At 67.8% G+C, this 16,602-nt stretch carries 15 protein-coding genes; 6 read left to right on the top strand and 9 right to left on the bottom strand.

Features of this window, described 5'->3' with window-relative positions:
* Positions 1-8: 8 nt before the first annotated feature.
* From ACMZPQ_RS13755 to ACMZPQ_RS13740, 4 genes are read right to left on the bottom strand one after another with little or no spacing between them, the layout of a single operon-like run.
* Positions 9-446, bottom strand: a complete 438-nt coding sequence (locus ACMZPQ_RS13755; RefSeq protein WP_197582312.1) for a hypothetical protein — start codon at positions 444-446, stop codon at positions 9-11.
* Positions 443-1,777 (bottom strand): phosphatase PAP2/dual specificity phosphatase family protein, encoded by a 1,335-nt coding sequence (locus ACMZPQ_RS13750; protein WP_197582313.1) that lies wholly within the window; start codon positions 1,775-1,777, stop codon positions 443-445. Before ACMZPQ_RS13750 ends, ACMZPQ_RS13755 begins: the two co-directional genes overlap by 4 nt.
* Positions 1,777-3,528: a bifunctional alpha/beta hydrolase/class I SAM-dependent methyltransferase gene (locus ACMZPQ_RS13745; RefSeq protein WP_197582314.1), complete on the bottom strand. Its 1,752-nt coding sequence runs from the start codon at positions 3,526-3,528 to the stop codon at positions 1,777-1,779. Before ACMZPQ_RS13745 ends, ACMZPQ_RS13750 begins: the two co-directional genes overlap by 1 nt.
* Before the next feature lie 39 nt (positions 3,529-3,567).
* On the bottom strand, positions 3,568-4,188 hold the full coding sequence (locus tag ACMZPQ_RS13740) for a CDP-alcohol phosphatidyltransferase family protein (RefSeq protein ID WP_197582315.1): 621 nt from the start codon (positions 4,186-4,188) through the stop codon (positions 3,568-3,570).
* A gap of 209 nt (positions 4,189-4,397) precedes the next feature.
* Here ACMZPQ_RS13740 and purH point away from each other — a divergent pair, with 209 nt between their 5' ends.
* The 3 genes from purH to purD are packed head-to-tail and all read left to right on the top strand — an operon-like array spanning position 4,398 to position 8,218.
* Positions 4,398-5,981 carry a bifunctional phosphoribosylaminoimidazolecarboxamide formyltransferase/IMP cyclohydrolase gene (gene purH / locus ACMZPQ_RS13735; RefSeq protein ID WP_197582316.1) on the top strand — a complete coding sequence of 528 codons (1,584 nt, stop codon included), beginning with the start codon at positions 4,398-4,400 and terminating at the stop codon, positions 5,979-5,981.
* Between the two features lie 16 nt (positions 5,982-5,997).
* Complete coding sequence (locus ACMZPQ_RS13730) at positions 5,998-6,876, top strand: hypothetical protein (protein ID WP_197582317.1); 879 nt, start codon at positions 5,998-6,000, stop codon at positions 6,874-6,876.
* Between the two features lie 58 nt (positions 6,877-6,934).
* Positions 6,935-8,218, top strand: coding sequence for a phosphoribosylamine--glycine ligase (gene purD, locus ACMZPQ_RS13725; protein WP_197582318.1), 1,284 nt, complete (start codon positions 6,935-6,937; stop codon positions 8,216-8,218).
* A gap of 217 nt (positions 8,219-8,435) precedes the next feature.
* Here purD and rpoH read toward each other — a convergent pair whose 3' ends face one another.
* Positions 8,436-9,311 carry an RNA polymerase sigma factor RpoH gene (rpoH, locus tag ACMZPQ_RS13720; RefSeq protein WP_006473441.1) on the bottom strand — a complete coding sequence of 292 codons (876 nt, stop codon included), beginning with the start codon at positions 9,309-9,311 and terminating at the stop codon, positions 8,436-8,438.
* A 358-nt stretch (positions 9,312-9,669) separates the two neighbouring features.
* Here rpoH and ACMZPQ_RS13715 point away from each other — a divergent pair, with 358 nt between their 5' ends.
* The 3 genes from ACMZPQ_RS13715 to ACMZPQ_RS13705 all read left to right on the top strand — a co-directional run bounded on the left by ACMZPQ_RS13715 (position 9,670) and on the right by ACMZPQ_RS13705 (position 13,265).
* Positions 9,670-10,062: a BlaI/MecI/CopY family transcriptional regulator gene (locus ACMZPQ_RS13715; protein ID WP_197582319.1), complete on the top strand. Its 393-nt coding sequence runs from the start codon at positions 9,670-9,672 to the stop codon at positions 10,060-10,062.
* Positions 10,059-11,594 (top strand): M56 family metallopeptidase, encoded by a 1,536-nt coding sequence (locus ACMZPQ_RS13710; protein WP_197582320.1) that lies wholly within the window; start codon positions 10,059-10,061, stop codon positions 11,592-11,594. Before ACMZPQ_RS13715 ends, ACMZPQ_RS13710 begins: the two co-directional genes overlap by 4 nt.
* A 135-nt stretch (positions 11,595-11,729) precedes the next feature.
* Positions 11,730-13,265 carry a serine hydrolase domain-containing protein gene (locus tag ACMZPQ_RS13705; RefSeq protein ID WP_312647081.1) on the top strand — a complete coding sequence of 512 codons (1,536 nt, stop codon included), beginning with the start codon at positions 11,730-11,732 and terminating at the stop codon, positions 13,263-13,265.
* 37 nt (positions 13,266-13,302) lie between these two features.
* Here ACMZPQ_RS13705 and ung read toward each other — a convergent pair whose 3' ends face one another.
* The 4 genes from ung to ftsE are packed head-to-tail and all read right to left on the bottom strand — an operon-like array spanning position 13,303 to position 16,500.
* A complete protein-coding gene (gene ung / locus ACMZPQ_RS13700; protein ID WP_197582322.1) occupies positions 13,303-14,016 on the bottom strand; it encodes a uracil-DNA glycosylase in 714 nt (237 codons plus the stop codon).
* The gene (locus tag ACMZPQ_RS13695) at positions 14,013-14,855 is read right to left on the bottom strand and encodes a response regulator (RefSeq protein ID WP_197582323.1); all 843 of its coding nucleotides are present in this window, start codon (positions 14,853-14,855) and stop codon (positions 14,013-14,015) included. Before ACMZPQ_RS13695 ends, ung begins: the two co-directional genes overlap by 4 nt.
* 7 nt (positions 14,856-14,862) lie before the next feature.
* On the bottom strand, positions 14,863-15,810 hold the full coding sequence (ftsX, locus tag ACMZPQ_RS13690) for a permease-like cell division protein FtsX (protein WP_414486187.1): 948 nt from the start codon (positions 15,808-15,810) through the stop codon (positions 14,863-14,865).
* Positions 15,811-15,813: 3 nt separating this feature from the next.
* A complete protein-coding gene (ftsE, locus tag ACMZPQ_RS13685; protein WP_111203667.1) occupies positions 15,814-16,500 on the bottom strand; it encodes a cell division ATP-binding protein FtsE in 687 nt (228 codons plus the stop codon).
* Between the last annotated feature and the right edge of the window lie 102 nt (positions 16,501-16,602).

The following is a 16,602-nucleotide window of genomic DNA, read 5'->3' as shown; positions in this document are numbered from 1 at the left end:
CCTCCCGTTCACGTCTGCGGCCACAGCACCGCCAGCAGCAGCACCGAAAACTGCAGCAGGGTGGCCACGTACTGGCGAACCAGCAGGCGGCGCATGCCAATCCAGCGCGCCTCCCAGCCACGCGTCGGCGCCTGCGCATCGCGGCGACGCAGGCCGGCGGTATGCAACGCGGCATCCACCCGTTCGGCGGCCGCATCCCCCTGCAGGTGTTCGCGCAGCAGCAACTGCAGCAGGCTGGCATCAAGCTGCACGCGCACCGCGTAGTACATCTGCACCCCGCCGATCACCACACTCAACAGCAGCAGGCCGGCAGCGATCATCGCCAGCCCCGGCTCACTACCCAGCAACAGCAGCGCCACCAGCAGCAGGCCCAGTGACAGCACGGCAGGCAGGCGGCCCTGGCGCAACAGCAGGTGCATCATCGGCAGATCGGCAGCGTTGCTCATGCAGTGCTCTCCGGTGCGGCGGCGGCCGCGATGGCCTGTAGATGGCTGTCATGCAGGACGATTGACGGTCGTGCAGTGCGCACGATCGCCACCGCAGCGGCGGCATCGGTGGCACGACCACTGCGCAGCAGCCACGCCGCGACGCTGGCGGCACTGCGCGAATAGCCCAGCGCACAGCACACGAGCAGCGGCCCCTGCGCACGCAGCCGCTCGATCGCCTCGGCCGCCTCGCGCAGCTGGGCCGGCGTGGGCACCACCAGGTCCAGCATCGGCACGCTGGCATACGCCGCACCCGGTGCACGGCAGGACAATTCGGCACAGACGTCCACCACGCCCCGCAGCGGCGGCGGCAACGCGGCGCTGGGAAGGCGGCCCAGCCATACGCCGTCCATCACCGCGACCGGCTGCGGCGCACGGCGTGTCCACATCCGTGAGTTGATCCAGGCCGCGCCCAGATACGGCGCCAGCAACCCGCGCGCCGCCATCGTCAGGCGCCCGTCGGCGCGCTTCTGGAACACGGCCGTGCCCAGCCCGGCGTAGGCCAGTGCCACCAGCAGCAACGATGCCACCGGCCACAACAGCCACAGCGCTGCACCGCGCAGCAGCACCACCGGCACCAGCAGGACCGCCGCCCCCAGCAGATAGAACAGCGCCAGGCGCCAGCGCTTCGGGTCGCGTGCGATGCGCCACGCGCGCAGCAGCGGCGTGCCCTGCTCCGGCCAGAGCCAGACGCACAGCCAGCCGGCCAGCAGGCCGGTCGGAATGTCGATGAAGTGGTGCTGGAACGTGGTCAGCACCGAAACGCCGATCAGCAGCGCCCACCCATGCAGCACCCAGCGCCAGGCACCGTGCAGGTACTGCGCGAACTTCACCCACAGCACGATCAGCAGCACGATGTGCAGCGACGGTGCCTGGTTGAATGGCTTGTCGAAGCCCAGCAGCACATCGAACAGCCAGCCGAACACACCGCCGATCTCCGGCCGTTCAAAGCTGAAGCGCAGCGGCCACAGCAGGAAACACGCCACCGCGATGACCTGCGCACTGAGCAACCGCAGCGCGTGCCGGTCCAGTTCCAGTCGTTGCCGGCACAGGAAGAACGAGATCGCATAGAACAGGTCGATCGACCAGTACGGCACGATCGTCCACGGCACGAACGGAATGCGTGCCTCCCACGCAAACGCCATCACCGGCAGCGCGGCATGGCGGCTGGCCATCCAGTTGGCGAAGCCGTAGCTGGCGAAGAAGAACGGGCCCAGCAAGGCCAGCCACAGCAGGGCGCGCCGCCAGGGGCGCCCCTGCGCAACCAGCGGGCTGGCGGCGAGCGTTGCCATCACGCCGTCCGGCGCGCCAGCGACACGGTGAAGATGCCGAAGTCGTCGATGCGCTGCGCCACCTTCTCGAATCCGGCCAGGCGCACCAGCTCGTCCATCTCCTGCTGGGTACGACGCCGCATCACCCACGCCGCGCCGCCGCGGTGGCTGGTCAGCGCGCGGGCGATGAACTCCAGCTGCGGGTGCCAGGGCTGGCCGGTGTAGGCCAGGTAGCCGCCCACCGGCACCGTCGCGGCGATGCCCTGCAGCGAGCGCAGTACCGCATCGTTGTCGGGGAACAGTTCGTACAGGCCCGAGACCACCGCCAGCGTCGGCGACGGGTCCACCCTGGCCAGCTGCGCCGGATCGAACGCATCGCCCTGCTCGAAGCGCGCGATATCGGCCGCCCCGAGCCGCTCGATCAGTGCCTGGCCCTGGGTCACATTCAGATCGCTGAAGTCGCGCAGCACGATGCGATCGGCACGCTGCTCGCCCTGGCCGAGTGCCTCCAGCACGTAACGGCCATGGCCGGCAGCCACGTCCAGCACGCACACCGGCGTGCCCTGCCCGCGCAGGCGCTGGGCAGCATCGCGCAGCAGTTCCTGCAGGTGCTGGCCACGCACGCGGATGCCGCGCCAACCGATCGCATCCAGATAGTTGCGATCGACCATGCGCCCCAGCGGACCCTTGCCACGTGCTTCGTCGCGGTAGATGTAGTCGAGCGTGCTGCCCGAATCGAAGCCGGTCTGCAGGCCCAGCGCGATGCCTTCGGACAGCGTGCCGCCGAAACGCAGGCCACCGCGCACCACGCGCCAACGCAGGTCGGCCAGGCTGTTGCGCTCTGGCGGCCACGCCAGGATTTCCGATTCCTCGAAGGTCGGCCCATGGCGGTGCGCATCGCGTCGCGACAGCTCACGCAGTGGTTCGGCGAAGCGCGCCTGGATGAAGCTGCGAATGCGTGCCAGCGCAGGCGCCCGATCGCGCTCGCCCAGCGTGTCGTGGAAGAAGCCCGGCAGGTGCACGCGCTCCTTGACCGGGCTGGACAGGCGCTCGTAGAAGCGGTCCTGCGGACCACGGTGCACGACGAAATCCGAGCCGGAGACCAGCAGCTGCACCGGCACGCTGATCGCCTGCGCATCGGCGACGATGCGGTCGGCCGCCTCGTACAGGCCCAGCAGCACGCGCACCGAAATCGGCCGGGTGATCAGCGGATCAGTGCGATAGCTCTCCACCCGCGCCGGATCATGGGTCAACCATTGCGGCTTGACGTAGCTGTTGACGAAGAAGTTGCCGCGCAGCTTCTGCATCAATGCCAGGCCCGCGCGTGCAAACGGCACGTACAGCTTCACCTTGAACGCCGGCGAGGCCATCACCAGCGCGCGCAGGCGCGGCGCATAGTCATGTACCCAGGTGGCGGCGACCACCGCGCCCACGCTCTGCGCGATCACCACGATGTCTTCCACTGCGATGCCGTGCTCGGCACCGATGTGGGCAATGAAACTGTCCAGGTCGCGTACCAGTGCCGGGAAGCCCGGAGCATCGCCACGCGCGCCCGGCGAGCGCCCATTGCCGCGCGCATCCCAGGCAAAGAAGGCGGTATCCGGCAGATCCAGCTCGTCGACCAGGTGGGTGACCCGGCCGGAGTGCTCGTGGCCACGATGCAGCAGCACGATGGCCTTGCTGGCCGGGGTTGCGGTGGTGGCCGCCCAGTGCCGGTAAAACAGCGGTACCTGGTCGAAACTGTGGAATTCGCGTTCCTGCGCCTGACGCATGCAATCTCCAGATTGTTATGGCGTGTTGTCTTGTTGTGCTTACCGCTGCGACGTTGCCGCCGATTCCTTCAGTCCCTGCCGCACGCGGCGACCGAGGGTGATCACGCACAGGATCGACATCGCCCAGGCCACGCCACTGACCACCGGCGCACCGCCCCAGCCAAACGCCAGCAGCAGGCCCAGCACGCCGATCACGAAGGCGCGGTCGCTCTTGCCCATCGGGCCGTCATAGCGGCGGCTTGCACCGGCCATCAGCCCCAGCACCCCGGCGTACTCGCTCAATGCCGCGGTCCAGGCCAGCAGCCACAGCGCTCCCGGGTGCACGCCCGGCACGCTGAGCAGGCTCAAGTACAGCGCGGCATCGGCAATCACGTCGCACAACTCATTCAGATAAGCACCCAGCCGCGACTGCTGGCCGAACTCGCGGGCCAGCATGCCGTCCACCGCGTTGAGCGCCATGCGCAGCAGCATCCACAGCGGCAGCAGCAGGTACAGCAGCGGCTGCGCGGGTGCGCAGCACCAGACAGCGGCGGCCACCAGCAGCGAGACCACGGCGGCGGCCACGGTCAACGCGTTGGCAGTGACCCCCATGCGGTACAGGCCGCGTACGGCCGGACGCAACAGGTCCTGGAAACGTCCTTTCAATGCATAGATCGACATGATCCGAAGCCGCTGATCCTTGGCAGTTCGGGCACAGCCTACCCGATTGGGGCAGCGCGCCCCATCGAATTGCTTGCAGGCCGCCCCGGCCCAGGGTGTGCCGAAGGCGGCCGCAGGGCCGTCGGTGCAGGCCGATTTTGCCTGCCAGCGCCCGCCACCGGCCCCCACCGCCTACAATATCGGCCCCGCTCCGCTGCCGATTCTGTCCCATGACTGCTGATCTGTTGCCCGTCCGCCGGGCCCTCCTCTCCGTTTCCGACAAGACCGGCCTGGCCGAGCTGGCCACTGCGCTGGCCGCACGCGGCGTGGAGCTGTTGTCCACCGGCGGCACCGCAAAAGCCATTCGCGACATGGGCCTGGCCGTCAAGGACGTGGCCGACGTCACCGGTTTCCCGGAAATGATGGACGGCCGGGTCAAGACCCTGCACCCGATGGTGCACGGCGGCCTGCTGGGGCGTTCGGGCCTGGATGATGCGGTGATGGCCGAGCACGGCATCGGCGCCATCGACCTGCTGGTGCTGAACCTGTACCCGTTCGAGTCGGTCACCGCCAAGGCCGACTGCACCCTGGCCGACGCCGTCGAGAACATCGACATCGGCGGCCCGGCGATGCTGCGCTCGGCAGCCAAGAACTTCGCCCGCGTGGCGGTGGCCACCGATCCGTCGCAGTACGCCGAACTGCTGGCCTCGCTGGAGGCCAACGACGGCCAGCTGAGCGCCGCCACCCGCTTCGCGTTCTCGGTGGCCGCCTTCAACCGCGTCGCCCAGTACGATGCGGCGATCAGCAACTACCTGTCGGCGGTCATCGCCACCGACGCCGCAGTGCCGACGCGTGCCGAGTACCCGGCGCAGATGAATTCCACCTTCGTGAAGGTGATGGACCTGCGCTACGGCGAGAACCCGCACCAGAGCGGCGCCTTCTACCGCGACCTGTACCCGGTGCCGGGCACGCTGGCCACCTTCCAGCAGCTGCAGGGCAAGGAGCTGAGCTACAACAACCTGGCCGATGCCGATGCCGCGTGGGAATGCGTGCGCCAGTTCGACGCACCGGCCTGCGTCATCGTCAAGCATGCGAACCCGTGCGGCGTGGCCGTCGGGGCCGGCAACGGTGATGCCTACGAGCTGGCCTACGCCACCGACCCGACCAGCGCCTTTGGCGGCATCATCGCCTTCAACAAACCGCTGGACGCCGCCACCGCCAAGGTGATCCTGGACCGCCAGTTCGTGGAAGTGCTGATCGCCCCGGACTATGAGCCGGCAGCGCTGGAGTACGCGCAGAAAAAGGCCAACGTGCGCGTGCTGCGCATCCCGCACGGCGACGGCCTGAACAACTTCGACAGCAAGCGTGTCGGCTCGGGCCTGCTGCTGCAGTCGTCGGACAACCGCGGCATGACCCGCGACGAACTGAAGGTGGTCAGCACGCTGGCGCCGACCGACAAGCAGTTCACCGACCTGCTGTTCGCCTGGAAGGTCGCCAAGTTCGTGAAGTCCAACGCGATCGTCTACGCCAGGGACAACCGCACGATCGGCGTGGGTGCCGGCCAGATGAGCCGTGTGTACTCGGCGCGCATCGCCGGCATCAAGGCCGCCGATGCGAACCTGGTGGTCGAGGGCTCGGTGATGGCCTCCGATGCGTTCTTCCCGTTCCGCGACGGCATCGATGCCGCGGCGGCCGCCGGCATCAAGGCGGTGATCCAGCCGGGCGGTTCGATGCGCGATGCCGAAGTGATCGCCGCCGCCGACGAACATGGCCTGGCCATGGTGTTCACCGGCGTGCGCCACTTCCGCCATTGATCCTGGAGCGACACGGATGTCCGCAGTTTCGATGAAATCGCTGGCCGCGCTCGCCCTCGTGGGCGCGGCAGTGCTGGCGGGCTGCAAGCCGGCGGCCGAGCCTGTGCCTGCGCCGCCATCGGACGCCGCCCGGGCTGCCCCTGCCGAGCCGACGGCGCACGTCAGCCGCACGGCGCGACTGCAGGCGTTCCTGGTCCAGCGCTACGGCAGCAACGCCAAGCTCTCCGGTGAATGGCACGGCAGCTGGATCGACGACGGCGAAACCCGCCCGATGGACTGGCACGTCTGCGCCGAGCAACCGGTGGTGAGCGGCGACAGCTGGCAGCAGATGCTGGCGGTCTGCGGCGCACTGTCCGAAGGCGCGCACATCGACGCCGGCACGATCGACTTCTTCGTGCTGCGCTCCAAGGGCGATGGCTTCGAAGTGAGCAGCGAACTGACCGGCGAGCGCTTCGGCAGCGGCGGCCAACCCGGCACCGCCAGCGTTATCCGCGCCGGCAGTGATTTCTACGGTTTCCGCGTCGAGGACGGCTGGTTCGGGCAGGGCTTCTCGCTGCTCTCGCAGTCGCTGATCCTGCCGGGCCCGAACGGCCTGGTCGCCAGTGGCAGCGTGCGCAGCCATATCGACAATGACGCCCAGTACGAGTGCGACACCGCCGACGCCAATGCCGATCCTGAAACCGCGGAAGACTGCCGCACCCGCCGCTTCAGCATCGATTTCGCACTGCGTTTCGACGACAGCGACCGCAGCGCGCGCATCTGGCCGCTGCTGATCGAGGAAACCGGCACTACCTGTGGTGGCAAGCCGGTCCGGCAGCAACATCGCTTTACCCTGGACCCGAAGACCTGGGCCTATTCCTTCCCCGAATCGCTGCGACGCGAGGGCTGCGAGTGAACCACGCACGCCGCCGGGGCTACCGACCTTCCCTTCCCACGCAATCTGGAATCTCGTGATGAACATCCTTGTCATCGGCTCTGGCGGCCGCGAACACGCCCTGGCATGGAAGCTGGCCCAGTCCTCCCGTGTCACCGAAGTGATCGTGGCGCCCGGCAATGCCGGCACCGCCACCGAGGACAAGTGCCGCAACGTCGCGGTGAAGGTCACCGACATCGACGGCCTGCTCGCGCTGGCCCAGGCCGAAGGCGTGGCGCTGACCGTGGTCGGCCCGGAAGTACCGCTGGTGGCCGGCGTGGTCGACCGCTTCCGTGCCGCCGGCCTGCGCATCTTCGGGCCGACCGCCGCCGCCGCCCAGCTGGAAGGCAGCAAGGCTTACGCCAAGGACTTCCTGGCCCGCCACAACATCCCCACCGCGTTCTACGCCGTGCACACCGACGTGGATGCCGCGCTGGCCTATATCCGCGAGAAGGGCGCGCCGATCGTGGTCAAGGCCGATGGCCTGGCCGCCGGCAAGGGCGTGATCGTGGCGATGAGCCTGGCCGAGGCCGAGGACGCAGTGCGTGACATGCTCTCGGGCAATGCGTTCGGCGATGCCGGCGCACGCGTGGTGATCGAGGAATTCCTCGACGGTGAGGAAGCCAGCTTCATTTCGATGGTGGACGGCGTGCATGCGCTGCCGATGGCCACATCGCAGGACCACAAGCGCGTCGGCGACGGTGACACCGGCCCGAATACCGGCGGCATGGGCGCGTATTCGCCGGCCCCGGTGGTCACGCCGGAGGTACACGCACGCGTGATGCGCGAGGTGGTGAACCCGACCGTGCAGGGCATGAGCGCCGACGGCATCCCGTTTACCGGCTTCCTCTATGCCGGCCTGATGATTGATGCCAGCGGCGCGCCGAAGGTGATCGAATTCAACGTGCGCTTCGGCGACCCGGAGACCCAGCCGGTGATGCTGCGCCTGCAGTCGGACCTGGTGGAGCTGGTGGAAGCGGCCATCGATGGCCGCCTGGACCGGATCGAGGCGCAGTGGGATCCGCGGCCGTCGCTGGGCGTGGTGCTGGCCGCGAAGCCTTACCCGGAATCGCCGATCACCGGCGACGTGATTTCCGGCCTGGACGGCGTGCCGGCCAGTGCCAAGGTGTTCCATGCCGGCACCGCACTGGACGCGCAGGGCGAGGTGGTCAGTGCCGGCGGTCGCGTGCTGTGCGTGGCGGCGCTGGGCGACAGCGTGCGCGACGCGCAGGCGAATGCGTATGCCGGCGTGGCCAAGGTGACCTGGGCCAATGAGTTCCACCGCAACGACATCGGCTGGCGCGCGATCGCACGCGAGGGCTGAGGCAGTCGCGGCATGGGGACATCCACGCATGGCGTGGATCTACTCATCTTGCCGCATCCACGCATGGCGTGGATCTACTGCATCTTGCCGCATCCACGCATGGCGTGGATCTCCCTGAGCACGAAGTAGATCCACGCCATGCGTGGATGAAAACACCGCAGAAAAGAAAAAGGCCCGGCAGTGCCGGGCCTTTCTGCATTCCAACGCCACCCGCGCCTTACGCGGTGAACAGCGCCTTCATCTTCTTCAGCGCGTTCGCCTCAACCTGGCGGATGCGCTCGGCCGACACGCCGTACTCGTCGGCCAGTTCCTGCAGCGTCACCTTGCTGTCGGCATCCAGCCAGCGGCGGCGGATGATGTCGCGCGAGCGCGCATCCAGCTCGGCCAGGCCTTCGCGCAGCAGCTGCATCTGGTTGTCTTCGCTGTCGGCACGTTCGTAGGCCATCGACGGGTCTTCGTCATTGGCAACCAGGAACGCGGCCGGCGACGGCGGCGCGTGCTCGTTGTCCTCGTCGGTCGGCGCATCGAAACCGATATCGCGACCGGACAGGCGCGATTCCATTTCCATGACCTCACGCTCGGACACGTTCAGGTCCTTGGCCACGGCGCTGACTTCAGCCGCGTTCATCCAGCCCAGGCGCGTCTTCGACTTGCGCAGGTTGAAGAACAGCTTGCGCTGCGCCTTGGTGGTGGCGACCTTCACGATGCGCCAGTTCTTCAGGATGAACTCGTGCATCTCGGCACGGATCCAATGCACGGCGAAGGAGACCAGGCGCACGCCCATGTCCGGATCGAAGCGCTTGACCGCCTTCATCAGGCCGATGTTGCCTTCCTGGATCAGGTCGCCCAGCGCAAGGCCGTAGCCGTTGTAACCGCGGGCCACGTGCACCACGAAGCGCAGGTGCGAATGCACCAGCTCGCGCGCGGCGTCCAGATCGTTGCCGTCGCGGAAGCGACGGGCCAGGTCCTGTTCGTCATCGACCGACAGCACCGGGATCTGGTGCACGGCACCGATGTAGGCGTCCAGCGAACCGAGCGCACTGGGAATCGGGAGATTGTTTGCCACAAGGGCAGTAGAGGTGTTCTGGCTCATAGGCACCCATCTTAGCAGTCCGGGATTTGGACTGCTAAAGGAGGAAAAAGTTCCAGCATCCTATTGATGCAACACTGGTCCCAAACAGAGCCCTACCGTAGCGCGATTTGATGACAGTGGCGAGCATGCTTTTCGGGATTCACAATCCCTTGGAATTCAAGCAATTACCTACCGGAAAGCGGCCGATTCCGGACAAGCGGAGCTGAACAGGCCGGCCTGCAGCCCCATTCAGGGCCGGGGATGTTGCCAAGTGTTCAGGCCCGAGCGCCGCGGGCTCGATGCTTTACTACTAAAAAACCCGTTGACAGCCCTGCAGCAGCATGCTCCGATGCATCAACTAATTCGTACGTAGATGCGCATGGCCCGCCCCGTCTCCCAGACTCCCACCCCGGCCGAGCAGGCCATCCTGGACATCCTCTGGGACAAGGGCGAAGCGTCCGTGCGCGAAGTGTCCGATGTACTCGGCGAACACAAGCCGGTCGCGTACACCACGGTGCTGACCATGTTCAACGTGCTGGCGAAGAAAGGCTTTGTCAGTCATCGCCAGGAAGGTCGCGCCTACATCTACCACGCCACGCTCAGCCGTGAGCAGGCCCGCCGGCAAGCGCTCGACCATCTGCTGCATCAGTTCTTCGACGGCTCGCCGAACGTGCTTGCACAGCACCTGGTGGACGAACGCGAAATCGACCGCAACGAACTGCAGGCACTGCAGCAGCGCATCAGCGATGCCAGGGCCGGGAGGAAGGAATGAACCCCATCGATCTGGCGATGGCACTGGGCGTTCGACAGTTGCTGTTGTCTGCATTGGTGCTGCTGCCGGCACTGTGGCTGGCGCGGCGGCGAACCCTGAGCACCGAACAGCGCTCCTGGCTGCTGACCGCCGCGATGGCCGTTGCCCTGCTGCTACCGCTCAGCGCCTTCCTGCCGGAATGGTTGACCACCCTGCCCGCACCGGCACCGGCCGTGGCCGCGTTCCACCCCATGCCTGGCGAAGGGGCAACGGCGGACGAAGCCATCTTCGAGGCCGGACGACAACCCGACATCTATTACGTCGAACTGCCGAAGACATTGCCCACCGTGCTGGCTGCGCTTTGGCTGCTGGGCACCCTGTGGCTGGGCATGCGCCTGCTGGACGCGATGCTGCACGCACACCGGCTGCGGCGGCTGGCGCAACCGGCATCCGCCGGATTGCGCGCGGTCCTGGCCGACATCGTGCCCACCCACGTGACGATCGCCACCTGCGCCGTCGACGGGCCGATGGTCGTCGGCCTGTGGCGCCCAACGATCCTGCTGCCGCGCCAGCTGCTGGCCCGCCTGGACAACAGCGTGCTGCGCGACATCGTCCGCCACGAGGTTGCACACCTGCAGCGCCGCGACCTGTGGACAAGCACGCTGCTGCGGGCGGGAACAGCACTGTTCTGGTGGAATCCGCTCCTGCACATTGCCCAGGCACGCCTGGCGGTACTGCGCGAAATGGCCTGCGATGCACGTGCCGCGCGGCAGGCACGCGAACCGCTGGACTATGCAGGTTCGTTGTTGGCCAGTGTCGAGCAGCTGCAGGCCCTGCGCGAGGAGGCGCCGACGCTGGCGTTGGGCATGTTCGGCGCGCGCAGCAAGTTGGCACAGCGCATCGACCAGCTCGTCGAGACTGCACCACCGGCACCGCGGCGCCGCAGCCTGCTGGTGCTGGTGCTGGGGCTAACGCTTCTGCTGGGCTGCACGGCCACCGCGGTGGCCGTCTCACCACGACTGGCGCCACCGTCCGCGCTCGCTTCCTCCGATACGCGCATCAACGATCTTCTGCGCGCTGCCAGCACGCGTGACGTCGTGCAGGTCCGTGCATTGGCGACAGCGGGCGTCGATCTCGATGCGCGCGTGCTCGGCGATGGCACGGCGCTGATCCAGGCCATCCGCGCACGCGACCCGGCGATGGTCAACGCCCTGCTGCAGCTGGGGGCCGATCCCGATCGCGCCGCACTGGGCGAAGGCAATCCGTTGATCGTCGCCTCCGCGCTGGGCCTGCAATCCATCGTCGAGCAGCTGGTGCAGGCTGGTGCCGACGTCAACCGGGTTGTCACCTATGACGAGACACCGCTGATCAATGCCTCGCGCGAAGGCCACCTGGTCACCGTGCAGTACCTGCTCGCGCACGGCGCCGACATCAACCTGGGCGTGGAAGCCGACGGCTGGCTGGGGCGCTGGCGCACACCGCTGAACCAGGCCGGCAACGCGGCCGTGCGCGATTACCTGCTGGCTCAGGGCGCCCGCCGCGAACGACGCTGACGCTGACACCGCCGCCGCATCGCCTCCTGCGCTGCGGCGCTGACCCGTTCCACCGTAACGACCGGACGCAGCAGGCGTTCGTGGCAACGCCTGCGCCGACCCGACCCCTCTTCCACTCCCGCAAGGATGTCGATGATGAACCGCCTGTTGCTGTGTTCGCTGCTGGTCTGCCTGACCCCGTTCCGCGTGATGGCCACCGACGCCGGCGCTGAAGACGCTGCGCGTTTTGCCCAGGCAATGGCCGATGGCCTGCGCCCCGGCACGGCCCCGCTGGGCGCGGCGCTGCCGCGATGGTCGATCGAGGAACGCCTTGCGCACTACAAGGTACCGGGTGCCGCCGTTGCGGTAATCCGCGATGGCAGGGTGGTGTACGCCGCCGGATACGGCCTGCGCCAAGCGGGCACGCGCGATGCGGTGGATGCCGATACCGTGTTCTCGGTGGGCTCGGTCAGCAAGATGGGCGCTGCGGCGACCACCCTGAAGCTGGTTGCGGCCGGCAAGGTCTCGTTGGAGGAGAACATCGATGCCCGCCTGCGCCGCTGGCATGTGCCTGCCGATGCGCAGGGAGTGCACCCGCCGATCAACCTGCGCATGCTGCTCTCGCACACCGCCGGCTTCAATGTGCATGGTTTCCAGGATTACCAGCCTACCGAACGCCTGCCGACCATACTGCAGACACTGGATGGACTGCCGCCCGCAAAGAATGAACCGATACGCCTGATCCACGCCCCCGGCCAGCAGGTCGACTATTCCGGTGGCGGCTACACGGTGGTGCAGCTGGCGATCGAAGACCTGACCGGCAGACCATTCGCTGACGTCGCACGTCGCGAGGTGTTCGCGCCACTGGGCATGTCCCGCAGCACGTACCAGAATCCCTTGCCTTCCGGCTACGGCAACGTTGCCCATGCGCACGACAACAAGGGCCAGCCGGAGGCCCTGCCACGCGGCTGGCAGAGCTTTCCGGAACAGGCGGCGTCCGGGCTGTGGACCAGCGCCAACGACATGGGCCTGTTCGTCGCGGCCCTGTTGCGCAGCATCCGCACGAAGGATGGATGGCTGCCGCAGTCATTGGCCCTGCAGATGGTCAGCGAGGTGGCGCCGGCCGGTCGTGGCCTGGGACCGGAGCTGGCCGGCAGCGGTGCCAGTCGCCGCTTCTTCCACAATGGCAGCAATGACAGCTATCACGCCGGCATCGAAGGCTACCCGGAGAGCGGCGATGGATTCGTCATCCTGACCAATGGCGACAACGGCCCCGCGCTGCGTGGGGAGATCCGCAATGCCCTGTCCGATGCGCTCGGCCACAACGCCAAGCCGGTCATCCGCACGCTGGATCCCGCGTTGCTGATGGATGACTATCCGCGCCTCAGCGGCCGCTTTGTACTAGATGACACCCTGCCCATGGATCTGCGCAGTGGCCTGGCCGATTGGTTCGACGTCACTACCTTGGACGTGCAGGCGGTCGATGCTGGACTGCAGTTGCGCCTGCCGGGGCGTGATGCACCGGTCGCGCTGCAGGCGATGACACCCGTCCGCTTCCTGGCAGGCAGTGCGGGGGCGGAACTGCTGTTCCATCGCGGCGGCGACGGCACCGTCCAGGCGTTGAGCGTGATCGCCGAAGGCGCGCGCGCCTACTACCGGCGCGCGGATCTCGCTCCAGTAGCGGGCCACTGATCCATCGCTGGCGGCGCCGGGCCCCTGCCCGGCCCGCTCAAAGCGCCGAACGTGGCGGAAGCGACCAGTCGATCGGGGCCTCGCCGCGGCGCTGCAGGTACTCGTTGGCCATCGAGAAATGCTGGCAACCAAGGAAGCCGCGGTGGGCCGACAACGGCGATGGATGCGGCGACTTCAGCACCCGGTGGCGGCGGGTGTCGATGACCTTGCCCTTCTGCTGCGCATAGGCCCCCCAGAGCATGAACACCAGGCCTTCGCGTTCGCGGTTGAGCACATCCACCACGTGATCGGTGAAGCCTTCCCAACCCCGGCCCTGGTGCGCACCGGCCTTGCCCTCTTCCACCGTCAGCACAGCGTTGAGCAGCAGCACGCCGCGCTGCGCCCAGGGGATCAGGCAGCCGTGGTCCGGACGCGGGAGGCCGAGATCGCTCTCGATCTCCTTGTAGATGTTCAGCAGCGACGGCGGCACCGGCACGCCCGGCGCCACCGAGAAGCTCAGGCCATGGGCCTGGCCACGGCCGTGGTACGGGTCCTGGCCGAGGATGACCACCTTCACCTGCTCGAACGGCGTGGCGTCGAACGCGGTGAAGATCTGCGGGCCGGGCGGGAATACCGCCGCGCCGCTGGCCTTGCGCTGGCGCAGGAAACTGGACAGCTCACGCATCTGCGGCTGCAACAGGTAATCACCGACATGCTGCTTCCAGCTCGGTTCCAGCTGGATCGTCGGGGTGTCGGCTACTTCATCCATCATCGAATCAGGGGTCCATCGTTCAATCGGGCCAGCCGCAGCTGGAACAGCACCTTGGTGACCAGCAGGCGCTCTTCGATCGGCTTGAGCACCAGATCGTTGGCGCCGGACTGCAGCAGCCCGGTCTGGTTGTGCGGGTTGCCATCGCCGGTCATCACCAGCACCGGCAGGCGGCGCTTGCCGTAGCCGAAGTCCACGCGCACGCGCTGCACCACGTCGCGGCCGCTCAGTTCGCCCTTCAGGGTGACGTCGGTCAGCACCAGGTCGATGCGGTGGCGGCTGCGGCCCAGCGACTCGGCGGTGAGCAGGGTGAACGCCTCTTCGGCGCTGACCACGTGCAGCACGTTCAACTGCTGGCGTTCGAGCATGCGCTTGGTGGCCTCGGCCACCACACGGCTGTCCTCGATGTAGAGGATGGTCGCACCGGGGATGGTCTGCGGCTGCACGTAGCCGCGGATGAAGGTCGCCAGTGCCTCGTGGCCCAACGCCTTGTCGAAATAGTCGGTGACGTACTCGGTGAAGCGGCGCTGCTCCAGGTGCTGCTGGGCATCGCCGGACACCACGATCACCGGCACATAGGCCTGGCCCACGGCGTCGCGGACCATCCGCGCCAGCGCCAGGCCATCCCCATCGCGCAGGGTCAGTGACGTGGTCACCAGGTCCACCGGGCCCTGCGCCAGCGCCTGCTGTGCATCCTCGACGCTGTCGCAGCCGATCACCTCCACGCCCGGCAGCTCACGGGTCAGGACGTCGGCAATCAGCTTGCGGACCAGCTTCGAGCCATCAACCACCATCACCCGCGTCGCGGGCCCTTCAAGGTGCTTCAGCGCTTGCGGTTGCATGCCGGTCTCAGGTGTCGGTCGGGCGGGTCTGGCGGAGGAAGTGGCCGGTGACCAGCCATGCGCCCAGCCAGCCCAGCAGCAGGGTGCCGAGCAGGACCAGGCCCCCATGCAGCAGGTCCAGGCCATGCAGCACGAACGGGCTGCCGTAGCTGCGCGAGAGTTCGGCCAGCGGCAGGCGCAGGGCGGCACCGGCGGCACCGATCAGGGCCAGCGCCACCGCGCCGGCGCCGAGGCCGTACCAGGCGCCCAGGTACAGGAACGGACGGCGGATGAAGCCGTCACTGGCACCGAGCAGCTGCAACACGCCAATCTCTTCGCGGCGGGCCTGGATGTCCAGGCGCACGGTGTTGCCGACCACCAGCGCGGCGCCGACGCCGAGCAGCACCGACAGCACCTGTACCAGCCGTGCCCCGAACGCCAGCCACGCATCCAGGCGCTGGCGCCACAGCGCATCGTGCTGCACCAGATCGGCCTCGGGCAGGCTTTCCAGCGCGCGTGCCAGGCGCGCATCGTCCTTGCCCTGGCCCGGGGTGATCACCAGCAGCGACGGCAGCGGGTTGTCGTTGAGCGCGTCAATCGCCTCGCCCAGGCCGGCATCGCGCAGTTCCTGCAGGCCCTGTTCGGGCGTGCGAACGTTCACTTCGGCAACATCGTCGCGGTCGCGCAGCTGCCCGGCCAGGCGCAGCGCGCCCGGGCCATCGACATTGCCCTTCAGGAACACGTTGATGTCGCGCGACTGCTGCACGCTGCCGGCGAACTGCTTGAGGTTGTCCAGCGCGATCGACAGGCCCAGCGGCAGGGCCAGCGCCAGCGCCATGACCATCACCGTCAGCAGGGTCGCCCACGGCTTGCGGAAGGCGCGGCCGAGGCTGAACACCACGCTGTGCGCGTGGTGCTGGAACCAGACGCCCACGCGCGAGGGGGCAGCGGCTTCGCTGTATTCGTTCTTCGCCATGCGTTACTCCGCCAGGTCCTGCGGCGAGATGTCATCCACCAGCCGGCCGTGGTCGAGGATCAGCACGCGCTTGCGCATGCGGCGCAGCAGCGGCAGGTCGTGGCTGACCACCAGCACGCTGGTGCCGCGCGACGGCAGCTCGGCGAACAGGGCCATGATTTCCGCCGCCAGGGTCGGGTCGAGGTTGCCGGTCGGCTCGTCGGCCACCAGCAGCTTGGGCTCGCCGACGATGGCGCGGGCGATACCGACGCGCTGCTGCTCACCGGCCGACAGCTGCGAGGGCAGCGCCTTCTCGCGGTGGCCCAGGCCCATCCGTTCCAGCACCGAGCGCACGCGCTTGCCGATGTCGCCGCGGCGGGTACCGCGCAGGATCAGCGGCAACGCCACGTTCTCGGCGATCGAGCGGTCCATCAGCAGGCGATGGTCCTGGTAGACCGCACCGACGGCGCGCCGGTGCCGGGGGATGTCGCCGCCGCGCACCTTCAGCAGGTTGCGCTCGTCGAACACCACCGCGCCGCGACTGGGCCGCTCGTCGAGGTGGATCAACTTGAGCAGGGTGCTTTTGCCCGCACCGGAATGGCCGGTGACGAACAGCATCTCGCCCGGCGCGACCTCGAAGCTGACATCGATCAGCGCCTCGTGGCCACCGGCGTACTGTTTGCTGACATTGTCGAAGCGCAGGACACTCATGCCCCGATTATGCAGGAGCGGCGCGACGACGTGGAGATGCCCACATGATCGGTCGTGCCGGCCGTTGGTGGTGGGTGCCGACCGTTGGTGGTGGGTGCCGAC

This window comes from Stenotrophomonas maltophilia (assembly GCF_047497515.2).
Taxonomy (GTDB): Bacteria; Pseudomonadota; Gammaproteobacteria; order Xanthomonadales; family Xanthomonadaceae; genus Stenotrophomonas.
Note: the sequence above shows the minus strand (reverse complement) of the source record. Positions and strands in the feature narration are given on the sequence as shown.